The 14,300-nt window shown below is 45.8% G+C and carries 3 protein-coding genes; all 3 read left to right on the top strand.

Annotated features, from left to right (window positions below; translation table 11 throughout):
• Positions 1-86 precede the first annotated feature (86 nt).
• Positions 87-4,577, top strand: coding sequence for a T9SS type A sorting domain-containing protein (locus tag ISR87_01915; GenBank protein MBL7024185.1), 4,491 nt, complete (start codon positions 87-89; stop codon positions 4,575-4,577).
• A 151-nt stretch (positions 4,578-4,728) separates the two neighbouring features.
• Positions 4,729-11,826, top strand: a complete 7,098-nt coding sequence (locus tag ISR87_01920) for a VCBS repeat-containing protein (GenBank protein MBL7024186.1) — start codon at positions 4,729-4,731, stop codon at positions 11,824-11,826.
• 116 nt (positions 11,827-11,942) lie between these two features.
• The gene (locus ISR87_01925) at positions 11,943-14,300 is read left to right on the top strand and encodes a T9SS type A sorting domain-containing protein (GenBank protein ID MBL7024187.1); all 2,358 of its coding nucleotides are present in this window, start codon (positions 11,943-11,945) and stop codon (positions 14,298-14,300) included.

The following is a 14,300-nucleotide window of genomic DNA, read 5'->3' on the forward strand; positions in this document are numbered from 1 at the left end:
CTCTGCGCATTCCATATTGATTCACAAACAGTATTTATTCCTTCTGTTGTTCAGGGCTGATTTATAATCTAACAAAAGGGGGAATCATGTATTCCAAAATCAGAAACAATTCGATGTGTTTTGTAAGTGTCAGTATTGTACTCGTGCTTTTCTTTAGCATGGGCTTTGCGGACTATGACGCCGATGGGGTCGATCTAGTGGGACGAAATCCTTATGGATACTGTCCATTTGCAGTCGCATCTGGGGACTTTGTTTATTCAGCCAATGGAACCGTACTCGAAGTGTTGGATATCCATACATTGGAACCAGTAAGTGAAGTTGTCACAGAAAGTATCGTCAGTGGGCTGGCAGTTTCCGGTGACTTTGTCTATATCGCCAATTGGAGTGATGGCTTCAGGGTTGTTGATGTGTCAGATCCCACAAATCCATCTATGGTGGCAGAGCTTGAATTTCTCGGACAATGCTGGGATATTTCCGTAACGGGGGATTTTGCCTATGTTGGTAATGATGATCAGGGTCTCAGGATCATTGATATTTCCAATCCACTCATCCCAACGCTGGCCAGTACTTTTCTGAGCACTCCTGGAGTTAAATTTGAACATGCTCAGGTCATTGACACGCTTGCCTATGCAGCGACACAATCGGGCTTATTTATCCTGGATGTAAGTGATCCAGCTGCGCCTGTCCAATTAGGTCATTCTCCAGCAGAGAATGGAGCCTGGTCGGTGCATGTTGTAGATACAATTGCTTATTTGCCCAAAGTGTTTGAAGGAATACGCATGGTCAATGTTGCTGATCCCACCAACCCAATTGAACTGGGGTATTTCCAAACACCTGATGCAGCCTACTGGATGGAGGTTGTGGATACCATAGCCTATGTGGCTGAACGGTTTTCAGGGATCCAAATTCTCGACATTTCAGATTTAACCGCCCCAGACTCCGTTGGGATGCTTTCAATGGATTATGCTGATGCGCTCTATATACTGGGTGACAGCATGTATGTTGCTTCATCCAGTTGGGGTCTCAAACAGGTGGATATTAGTGATCTGACTGCACCTGTCTTGGTAAACGAATGTAAGGGAGGTGGCTATCCAGTAGACATTCAAGCCGCCGATACGATCACCTACGTGGCTATGAGGGGCCTGGGTGTTGGCATTTTCACATACGACGAATTCTTTGAGCCTGACATGATTGCACTGATAGAGATGGATAATCCCTATCGACTCCATGTAGAGGGGGAGTTGCTCTTTGTCCTAGAGAATTATAATTTGCATATATATGATGTAAGTGATCCATCGAATCCTGTACATACATATTCAACCGATTCAGGCGGTATAAATTCTGTTTTTTGCATGGCTAATTTGCTCTATGTCGGTGGATACCCAGATCTACGGATTTTTGATATAAGTGACCCCTACTTTCCCGCTCAACTTGGTGAGATGGATGGCTTGCCCAGCAGTCCTTATTCCATGTATGTATCGGGTGGTTTTGCATTTCTCACCAATCGATGGGGTGGACTACATATCGTCAATGTCATGGATCCCATAGAGCCATGGCCAGTGGGGGCAGCTCCCAATTTTGAGGATGCCAGAGCAGTCTATGTTGCAGGTGAATACGCCTATGTTACTGATCGCTATGTAGGTGAATTAAAAATTATCGATATTGGCAACCCTGAAGATCCCTATGAGATCAGCAGTTTTTCTGTGGGAAATGCCGCAGTGGATGTTTACGGATCAGGAAGGTATGCTTACGTCATCGATTCATGGACAGGTGTGCGGATCATTGATTGTGGAGATCCCTACAACCCGGTTGAAGTTGGATATTTTAATACTGGGGGATATGCCCAGGCTGTTATTGCAAACCAGGGGCAACTCCATGTTGCTGATGGGGGTGGTGGATTCTATCTGCTGGAAACTGAATTCAAGCAAGCCGTATTTACGGTGAATTCAACGGGTGATGCTGTTGATGCCATTCCTGGAGATGGAATCTGTGATGATGGTACAGGTGATTGCACCCTCCGGGCCGCTATCAATGAAGCCAATGCAACCCCTGGATTCAATACGATCAATTTTGATATAGAAGGTGTTGGTCCGCATACATTCCAACCTGCTAGCGCTTTACCCACTATCATAGATCCCGTGGAAATCGATGGTAGCTCAGAACCAGATTTCCTCGGTACTCCCATAGTCGAACTGGACGGTAGCTTGATCGAAGTTGACAATGGACTCAATTTTGCCACAAATAATTGTCTCATTTCGAACCTGGTAATCAGTGGATTTGATGGCGCTTCAGAGAATTTCGAGGCCAGTGGGATCTATATATTAAATGGCAGAAACATAATAATTGAAGGTTGTTATATTGGAACGAACAATCTCGGTTCAAGCGCGAACGGAAATGTAATTGGAGTTGTATTGACCGGTTCGTACAATCAAATCCGTTCTAACCTCATTTCTGGAAATACTAGACTTGGACTTGAAGTCAGTAATTTTGAAGAAGAGGCAGCATCTTTCAACCATATAACAAACAACAAATTTGGAACTGATATTTCTGGCATGTCTGTGTTGCCAAACGAGGGGAATGGGTGTGTTCTCTTGGGAGCCCGCTTTAGCTCCATAATTGGAAATACATTCTCTGGAAATACAGGTTATGGTCTACAACTGACCGACGGTTCTGCTTTTAATGAAATCCAAGGCAACTTTCTTGGCTGCGATCCCACTGGGACGATACGTGTTCCCAATGAAAATTCAGGTGTTAATATTCGCAATGATGCCCATGATAATCTGATTGGGGGGACTGAACCAGGTGCCGGAAATGTCATCAGTGGTAATAACCGTACTGGGCTGTCAATTGGACAGGGGACTGGAGCTAGTCTTAATTATATCTTGGGGAACCGTATCGGTACAAATGCCGCCGGTACCGACTCCCTAGTGAATACAGCCAATGGAATCGTCCTGTTCCCAGGAGCGTTTGAAACCATGATCGGCGGTCTTGAACCCGGCGAAGGCAATCTTATCTCAGGGAACCGCCTGTCAGGCATCTCCATACGAGCGGGCTGTGAACAAAATTCGATTCTGGGTAATTATATTGGCACCGATATCAGCGGCTCCATGGCCATTCCCAACCAGGCAGACGGGATATCCTCATTAGGCGCAAGCCATGATATTCGTGGAAATCTCATTTCCGGCAACAACCTGGATGGTATCCTGATCGAGGGTGAATCAGCCTCTGGCAATCAGGTCTTTTCGAATCGCATCGGTAGCGATGCCAGTGGGACGGCTGCAATTCCCAATGCCTTAAACGGTATTCACATCCTGGAAGCCTCTTCGAATCAGATCGGTGGCATCAACGATGATGATGGCAATTTGATCTCTGGAAATGAATACTATGGTATTCACGTTGAAGGAGCTATGTCAACAGAAAATATCATGCAAGGCAATCTTATTGGTACAGATATATCCGGTATGGAGCCCCTAGGAAACAGTGTTAATGGTATTGGACTGCGTGGTGGAGCTAACAATAATCTGATTGGTGGGGCAGAAGAGACTGCTGGAAATGTGATATCAGCAAATGGGGGTAAGGGTATCACCCTCATAGGGGAAGGCACCAACAATAATATCATTCAGGATAATTTTATTGGCTGTGATATTACCGGAGACAATAGTGATCTGGGTAATGGTGGCGGTATCGTAATCGCAGGAGGAGCCTCAAACAATCTCATCGGTGGAATGGGGGAGTTCACAGCAAATTGGATTGGTTATAATTTGGGCTATGGGATTACTATTAGGGACACTTCAAACACTGCAGGAAATTCAATACTGGGCAACGGTTTCACGCAAAATGAAATAGCCGGTATTGATTTAAGTGAAATAAACAGGGGCAATGATGGACCCACAGCCAATGACAGTGCTGATGTGGATACTGGACCTAACAATCTCCAGAACTACCCTGAACGATTGAATTGTGGCATTGAAAGCAATAATGATTTCATGCTACAATTTTTCATCGACTCAGATCCAGCGCATTCAGCCTATCCCATTCATGTTGAATTCTTCCAGGCTGATGAGGAATCCAATCAGGGATATTATCTGGTTGTTACAGATGAATATTCAGATGATGACCATACTGCAGGTTTAAAAACCCTGAATCTGGGGAACGCGAATGAGCTTGGTCAGGAAGGACTCTGGAATGGGATACGCATTGTTGCCACAGCCACAGACGCCAATGGCAATACGTCAGAATTTTCAGAAGCAATTGAAATAGGCAATTATGTGGGTATCGCTGCAGTTGAAGCGCTTCCAGAAGTATTCACCCTTGAACAGAACTATCCGAACCCATTTAATCCAACCACGACGATCCGCTATGGTTTGCCGGAAGCATCTGATGTAAGGCTGGTCATATATGATCTGAAGGGTAGAATAGTACAGAGCTATTCAGAGAGGGGTCGAACAGCTGGCTGGGTCAATTATGAATGGTCTGGTACCAATATGAGCGGTGAACCGGTAAGTACAGGTGTTTATCTCTGTCGTCTGGTTGCAGGTGAATATTCAAAAACAATCAAGATGGTGTATTTAAGATAATACGATAAAAGTGTAAAATATCCCTGTAGTATACTAATGGTCAGTGTATTACAGGGATAATATAAAGTGGATAATCACTGCAGGGAGCGATGTATTTCCTTCAGGAATACCTCAGTTGCCTCAAACGAGGTGTAAACACAAAGGGGGGATTATGAATTCCTTAGGCAAGGTTCACACGAGCTTATTCATTATTTTAACATTTTGTCTGTTCCTGAACGCAACTCCGGCATTGAGCCAGGATCTGGACGAGATCAACATCCTGATGGATGACCCTGAATTAATCCAGAAGACTTTGAGCAACACCAATTTCTCCCAGACACAATCACAGCTACGGGATCTGGATTTCTCATTTGAACTCATCAGTTGGGCTGAATATGATCCTTATGATTATTCAGCAGTGTGGTATCCCACAGAGGGCTGCCGTGGCTTATGTGCCGGGTCAGATCTTGATGGAGACGGACATGAGGAAATTTTCGCAGTTCATTATGGAAACGGCAGCGGAGTGGTTGGGTTTGAAATGAATGACTCAGGCGTTCTGGAAATGATCTGGAATTCATCAACAACTGAGCCTGCAAGCTACAATTTAGGGACCCGTTTTGTACAAACTGGAGATATGGACGGCGATGGATTAGGGGAAATAATATTCTTCCGGGGCAGGTATTCAGACGACCCCAACCGCGGGCTGTATATCTATGAATGGGATGGGAGTGACAATGGCTACTGGCTGGCCTACCATAATACGCTTCAATCACTGAGCGGGGATCTGGTTTATGATATGGTGATTGAGCACTTCCTGATTGCGGATGTGGATGATGACGGCTCCCAGGAGCTCATCTTTGCCAATAATGGCCTGACCATGGGGATTGATCGCTCTGAGGATTTCTTTTCCATCCTCTCCATAGCAGGTGACATCGGTTCCGGTGAAGAGGTTCTCACCGAAGAGTACTGGATCAGTCCCAGAGATGTCGACCGTGATGGTGTAATAGATGATCTTCTAGGTGGAGGCAGTGGTCTGAATGTTCAGGTCTGTGACACCGACAATGATGGTCTGAAGGAAGTGTTCTGCCATGCCTGGAATTATTTCAATATCTTCTTTTTCGAATGCACAGGTCCCGATAGCTATACATTGGGAGATACCAGCAATATACGTTTCACCTATCCTGATGACGATTCCCAACTTATGAATGCTGCAGTATCTGATATGGATGGCGATGGAGCCGATGAAATCTATATCGCGAATTACATAACTGGTGATGTTTATATGATCCAGGATACTGATGGCGATGCCACCTCTCTGCTCAGTAGTGAAATCGTGGTATTGGGAGAGAATCTGGGGGCCAAATTTGGAGCAATAGCCTTTGATTTTGATACCAGTGGAACGGATGAAATTTATTTCGGTGGTTCCTCGGTATTTGGTGCAGATATCCGTGTCTGGGATGGGGAGGAGTTCAGCAGCTTTCAATCAGATCCTGGATCAGACGGATTCCTGCCGAAGATGGATGTAGCTGACATGAATGGGAATGGAATACCAGAACTGATTACCGCACATCAGATGGTGTCAAACTACCCACAGAAAATTATACGTGTTTTGGAATATCGGCCTGATGATCCCTCAAATTCAAGATGGGAATTCACACCTATGGCTAACGTCGGTTATACCAATGATTGGGGCAGTAGCTATGCTCCTGTTTTGGGAGATTATACTGGCGATGGCTTTATAGATGTCTTCGTCACCAATGGGGGTGATCAAAATAATTTTCTCTATCAGAACAGCGGACTGGGGTATTTCAATCGAGATTATAATAGTGATCTCGCCTGGGATTCGAATTGGTCAAACACGGCCACCTGGGGGGATTACGACAATGATGGTGCCCTTGATCTATTTGTTGCCAATGGAGGTGATGGAGAAGCCAATTGCCTCTATCACAACCTGGGTGATGGAACCTTTGAGACGATGTATAACTCAAGTATAGCCAGCGAAACCGGCGCCCGTGGCGCCAGTTGGGGTGACTATGACAATGACGGTTATCTGGATCTTTATGTTGCCAACAGCTCAGAGGCGAACGCCAACAATTCTCTCTTCCATAACAATGGGGATGGCAGCTTCAGTCAGATAGGCGTTGGCTGGATTGTATTTGACAATGATGATTCTCAAACGCCGACCTGGTGTGACTATGACAATGATGGTGATCTGGATATGTATGTGGTTAATTGCGGTCCCAATGCGCTTTATCGCAACGAAGGGGGAGGGACTTTCACCAAGATTCAAACCGGCGTCCTGGTTGCCGATGGTTATTGTTCGAATGGAGCCAGCTGGGCAGACTACGACAATGATGGTGATTTTGATGTATTTGTAACCAGTGGAGATGATCATTCAAATCGTCTGTATCAGAACCAGGGTGGGGGTGTTTTTGTTCAGATCACAAATGGAGCAATAGTTACTGATAACTCTAATTCCTGGGGAAGTGCCTGGGCTGACCTGGATAATGATGGTGATCTGGATCTCTTTGTGGCCAACAGTGCAGAGCCCGATCCACGGGATAACTTCATATACATCAATAACGGAGATGGAAGTTTTACCGGAGTATACGATAATCTCCTCAATCAGAATGATCTGCTCCCCATTGGCTGTGCCTGGGGTGATTACAATAATGATGGAGATCTGGATCTCTTTGTTGCAATCGATGGGGGACGGAACTTGTTGTATTCCAATCAGGGTAATAGCAATTCCTGGGTCAATATCCAGTGTGTGGGAACCCTTTCCAATCAATCAGCTATTGGCGCCAAGGTGCGTGCCAAAGCCACCATTCTGGGGAACGATGTCTGGCAGGTCCAGGAAATCAGTGGACAGACCGGGGCTTTTGGCCAAAATAGTCTCAACGTGGAATTCGGCTTCGCAGATGCTGATATCATTGATTCCCTGCGTATTGAATGGCCTTCAGGGATGATCAATGAGTATACTGACATTCAAGTTGATGAATTCTATGTCATCCAGGAGGGACCTGCTTTACAGGTTTCAGCTGACACATTGGCCTGGGGGGAAGTATTTCTGGGTAGTGCCAATTCGCTGGCTTTTGAATTATCAAACCTGGGTCCAGAATCAATCCAGATCGACAATGTTAGTATAGATAATACCGCGTTCATGACTGATCTCACTTCATTTCAGATCGAACCTGGTTCGACATCTCTTTTGTCGGTCATTTTTGAACCAACTGAGACAGGTAATTTTGAAGCACTTCTCACTTTTACATCAAGCGATCCGCTCGTCCCTGCAGATAGCGTGGTACTCGCCGGTCAAGCCATCCTGGCTCCAGATATTAATGTGACTCCCGATAGTGTGGCTGTTACCCTTCTACCAGGCGCAACGCATACTCAAATAATTACTATTGATAATATTTCTGGCGAGAGCCCACTATACTGGACAGCCGACCTGGTGACAGGTGACATTGATCGCACAGTCACCTTCACAAAAGATGATTATGCTCCATGGGAGCAGCCAGAAAACCAGGATCGGATAACCGACAATGTCTGGATAACCCGATCTAATAGTCAGGGTATTTTTAATGCTGCTGTAGAATCTGGATATGATTTTGATATGTCTCCCTGGGATACGGAATGGGCTTATGGATATTCTGAAGATTTAGCACCTGAGCACTATGCGGTTTGGCGTGATGCCATCAATGGTCAGCCGCCAGCAATGATTGATAACCCTCTCTCTGTCCATTTGATATCAGATGATATCTATTTTGATGTAATATTTCACAGTTGGACCTCAGGCGGTAACGGTGGTGGCTTTTCATATACCCGAACGATTACCTCACCTGAATGGATAAAACTATCTGCAGACATGGGGTCTTTGGGAATTGGGGAGAGTACTTCATTAGAGCTATCGCTGGACGCTTTTGACATGCCGGCTGGTACTCATATTGCAGACGTGGTGATTAGCAGCAATGATCCTGATGAATCGGAAATAATCATACCCGTTGAGTTAGAAGTAAGCGTTGCTCCAGATATCTATCTTGAAAATGACACACTTGATTTTGGCAATGTCTACAATGGTTATTCTGATACCATGGCCATCCAAATTGAGAATTTGGGCTCGGCTGACCTCGTCGTATCTGATGTAACAGCTGATTTGACAGAATTCGAGGTCATGACTCAGAATTTCGAAATTTTAGCTCTTGAGTCCTATATGTTGGAAGTAATCCTGACCCCCTCCTCAGCAGGTGATTATGTTGGAGAGCTGACGCTTACAACTTCAGATCCAGATGAGGAATTTTTCACAATCACACTGTTGGGGAGCAGTTTGGACCCACCCATTGCAGGTGTAGCTCCTGATTCATTATATGCTGCTTTACTCACAGATGAGACCCTCGTTCAAAATATGACCATTTCCAATACTGGTTTGAGTGAGCTCACTTATGAGATCCGATCAATTTCTATTGATAACTTCTCCAGGGAGAGGGGTGCGTTTCCTGATGTAAGTCTGTTGTCGGGTTCACGCTATACTTGGGATGAATTGATGGGTGGAAACACCCAACCCTCAAATTTCCAGGGAACAATGCGGGGTAGAAACGACAAGCCAGGACCTCGTTTAGCTGTTGAAAACGAAATGACTGATTATGCGCTTAGGAATCTCAGGGAATCCTGGGAGTTGCTTTATACAGATCCAGAAGAATTCGGGCCTGTTGATGTTCAACACGTTTATGGAAGCACGACTTCAGACGAAGTGCTTGTCAAAATAGAAGGTTATTCGGAATTTGATGAGATGGTTTTTGTCGTTTATATCGATATTGACCAGAATGTGAATACTGGGCTGGACACTGAAGAAGATGAGCTGGGATGGTATCTGGGTATTGATTGTGCCATGATAAGCACAGGTTTTGGTTTCGATGGATTTTTTCTCGTAGATACTGAGTCTCAAGAATTTATTTTGTTGGATACGCTAACTACAAACATTATTGAGACAAACTCTACTGAAAGAACTATGGGTGCAGGTATCAGCCATTTCGAGGGCATATCGGCTTTCGATTTTGCTATTATTTGTGATAGTGGAATTGAGGATTTGGTCCCGGATTTAGGATCAGGACATATTACTTTTCCATTTTCTACCCCCTGGTTGGACTTTGAACCAGAAATTGGTACAATTGCAGCAGGTGAACAGGAAGACATCATTGTAACTTTTGATGCTACTGACATGTATGGTGGGGAATATTATTCACAGATTACGGTTCTAAGTAATGATCCTGCATCACCAGAAGTAACCGCAAGCGCTCATTTGACAGTCACGGGTATCCCTGATATCGATGTGGAGTTAGGCGTCTTTGATGAGACCAGCCGAATCAATTTCCATGAATACGACGCGTCGACCACCCATGAGTTCGCCACCGAAATGATGCCGGATGGAAATGGCATGCTGTACGTAGGCCTGCAGGGGGATTTTGGCAGTTCCAGTGAATATGCCGATGTTTATATCGATGGGGAATTCTTCATGACAGTAAATCCTGCAGTCGAGAGCTACAGTGTGCATGAATTTACTATCACGCTGAACTCGTTGAATCATTATCTCAGGGATGGTCTCATGGAGGTGGATGTTGTGAATTCCAGCTCGGTGGGATCAGGGGATGGCAACAGCTTTCACGAGGTTCATCTACGCTTTCAGGGAGGGGTGGATACCTTGAGATTACGTGACGTATTCCTGGGAGAGTCCAGAACCAGCAACATCGTCATCAAGAATACCGGAACCGATTCTTTGCAGATATCCAGTATCAGCATCGGTGCCGGGGCGTTCACACTCGGTGCCGTCCCGTTGGGACTGAGCTATGACGAGGCGGATACAGTTGCAGTGGGTTTCACCCCGGGAGCCGTCGGTGATTATTCAGCCACCATCACCATTACATCAGATGACCCGGATGAGCCTCTGCTCACCATACCGGTGTTAGGCTCTTGTGTTGAGCCACCGGTTATATCAGTTTCTCATGACTCACTGCAGGTTGTTCTTGCTGACCGGCAAAGCCTGACTCGAACGATCACTATCTCGAACACGGGTGGAAGTACCCTGGAGTATAATGCATGGATTGACCTTTCAGATGAGCGTGATAATTATGCACTACACTTCGACGGTGCCTATGATCGTGTGATCCTGGGGAATGATCCCGCTCTGAATCCAGCGGGTGCGATGACGATCAGTACCTGGGTAAAACCGGAGAGCTTCTCGGAATGGGATCGCATCCTCGTAAAACCCTGGACAGAGAACAGTGAACCCTGGCAAGTTTACAGCCTGGGACTTGATGACCATATACCAGCAAGACCCATGTTCGTTGTTACTGTGAATGCCCAGGCATTCTATCTAACATCAAATTTGGCTCTGACAATTGGCGAATGGACCCATATAGCTGGGACCTACGACGGTGAAATCATGAAGATCTATGTGAACGGACAGTTCTCAGGTCAAAGCTATGATCCCTCAGGTCCCATCGATCAGTTTGATACAGATGTCGCCGTCGGTTATAATGTGTTACATGCTCCGAATAGCTTCAACGGTGAGATCGATGAGGTGCGCATTTGGAACATCTCACGTTCTCAATCTCAGATTCAGCAGGACATGTACGCTAAGTTGAGTGGCTCAGAATGGGGGTTGGTGGGCTATTGGCCATTTGATGAGGGCTATGGTTCGTCTACTCTCGATGAATCAGGTGGTGGGAATCCCGGCTACATATATAATGAAGCACAATGGACTCATCCCGGTTCGCCGGTAGATCTGTGGATCGACTTACCCGTCACCCAGGCCGTTGTGAATCCTGGCAGTATGACTGGGATGGATGTTAGGTTTCAGGGTATCGGTCTCCTGACCAATGATTACACCGCTGAAATTGTCATCGCAGGCAACGATCCGGTCACGCCGGAAATCAGGATTCCGGTGGAAATGCATGTTGACGTGGTTTCTGTCGCAGAAGGGCTGCCACTGCCGGAAGAATTCGTCCTGGAACAGAACTATCCGAATCCCTTCAACCCGACCACAAGCATCCGCTACGGTTTACCAGAAGCATCGGATGTAAGTCTGGTCATCTATGATCTGAGAGGTCGCGTGGTACAGCAATACTTCGCACCAGAACAAGCCGCAGGTTGGGCTAATTATGAATGGTCTGGTACAAATAGGAGGGGTGAACCGGTTAGTTCAGGTGTTTATCTCTGTCGACTGGAAGCAGGGAATTACACCAGGACTATTAAAATGGTATTTTTGAAATAAAATTTACACATCATTAGTCAACAGCGTTGAGGACAGGTGATACGCTTTGTGAAGTGGGTTAATTAACGATCCCAACGTAAATAGTTTCTTTGAGAAAATGAGAAGGGGGCTCCATTATGACTAAAATTCGCCTGGTAATCATCGGGATCATCTTGATGATGAATACGCTCTGCGCTGAATGGGAATTCAGTCATGTGCTGGATAGAGTCGACCTTGATGTCACAAGTAGCTGTGGCATGCACGGTGTTGCTGTCGATCCAGATGGAAACATCTGGTATGGAATGTATTCAAGCAGTGGCTCCTGGGCTTATGACACCCTGGATGTGAATGGTGAGGAAGTCTATATCCTACCCATTTTCGCTGTAACACCCCTGGGTGAACCCCTCCCATTTTCTCCCATCTATACGCTTAGCAACGGAGAAGTCATTGATACGATGACCAGCGGTTGCCGTGGGATGGCGACAGCTGCAGATGGTCATATCTTGTATTCTGTTTCCGGGAAACTGTACAAGGTCAATTATCAAACCGGGGAAGGCATTGCCGTATATCATTTTCCAGAATACACATCTGGTCTGACTAAACCTGCAGTCGATGATTCAGGACGCATTTATATCAGCACTGTAGCACATGGATATCCAGTCAAGATCCTGAATCCGGATCTCACCGAGCTAGGCAATGCCCTGGATGATAATTCAGGTGGCTACAATCGAGCCATTGCGGTTACAGGAGACGGTCATGATCTTTACCTGGGAAGTGTCTGGAATGGTGTGGGAATTCGACATTTTTATAGCCCCATACCTGGAGTATTCCCCTATGAACCTGTGGACACAATTGGTGGCTGGTGGATGGATAATGCCACTTGGTTCCAACCCATGTGGGCTGAGGATGTGAGTCTCAATCCCTTTGATGATCAATTATATGCGGCCAGCACTGAAATCAACTATACAGGTGACGAGTATCATTATTCCAGGTGGTACATCTATGACCGTGTTTCTGGTGAAGAGCTGGATTCCTTTGGCATCCCTGAGGGAGATTATGCAGCAGGAGGCGTTCACAATGGACGTGGTGCTGCCTGGAGTGCAGATGGTAGAACCATGTATGTGGCTGATTTTGGCTACAATAGCATCACGGTCTGGGATCTAATTGGTACAGGTCCCGATTCGATTCATCTTGAGATCCCTTTGGCTTATGCAGCTCCCAATTACACAATAGCTCTCCCAGTAAATGTTGAATTCCCCTTCGATTTCAATTGTGATACCGCTGTCATTGGTCTGGGAGGGTTCCAGGATGATTTGGAATTTACAGGTATTATCACGGAGGGTGGACTGCTTCAGGATGCAAACTGGTCCATTGAATACACCGAAACAGATACACTCATGATATCGCTCGGTACCAGTGGCAATGGTGTGAGAGGGGCAGGGACGCTATTCTGGTTGGAATTTTATGTGCCGGATACACTTGAAAACGTGTTTGTACCAGTCACAATTGACACTACCCTGTTCAACAACGGGGACCCGGATATTGTCATAGTGGATGGAGGTCTTGAGATTCTGGAAAACGCATTTTTCGGAGATGTGGACCTGAATATGGATGTCCGTGCTTTTGATGCATCCCAAATATTGAAATATCTGGTTGATCTAATCGAACTCGAACCCCAGCAATTGTTGAATTCTGATGTGAGTTTGGACGGCACTGTATCAGCTTACGATGCCACATTCATTCTGCAATATGTGGTTGGGCTAATTGATGCGTTGCCATACATACCTGGACCTGATCTGCAGCTTGCCAGTGGGAGCATGTCCCTGGAATCAGCATTGCTTAGGCCTGGTGCCATGGTTGAAGTGCCACTACTCCTCCAGAATCCAGATAATATCTATTCATTCGAAGGGCAGATAGATTGGGATGTACAGCACCTTGGTCTTGTTTCAGTTGAATGGAGTGAACTCTCTCATGGCCTGGCCATTGAGTGGAATAGTCAGGATGGCTTTCTGAGATTCGCTGGTGCTGGTGAACTAGAACCTGGCTTATCCGATGTTTTGGCTATTATGCAATTTCAGGTTTCTGATCAATTCGATGAGGAACAAACCAGTATTTCATTGAGCAAGCTCCGTTTCAATGAAGAAGACCTCCAGGAAGATGTTGCCCGGGTGGAGTTAATTCACGCCGTTTTAAATCTGGAACAGGGTGAGTTGCCTATCAGTTTCGACTTGTTGCCAAATTATCCCAACCCCTTCAATCCACTTACATCTATTCGCTATGATTTACCAGTCGAGGCAGAGGTAAGTCTCCAGGTATTCGATTTAAAAGGTCGATTGGTGCAAACTCTGGTACGCAGCCGTCAATCTCAAGGCCGGTACGCCATATGGTGGAATGGCACCAGTAATTCCGGATATCCAGTCTCAGCAGGAGTCTATTTATGTCATCTGCAGGCAAGCGATTATAGTGCAACGATCAAGATGCTTTACTTACGATAG

The sequence above is a fragment of the Candidatus Neomarinimicrobiota bacterium genome (assembly GCA_016784545.1).
Classification (GTDB): Bacteria; Fidelibacterota; UBA8477; order UBA8477; family JABMPR01; genus JABMPR01.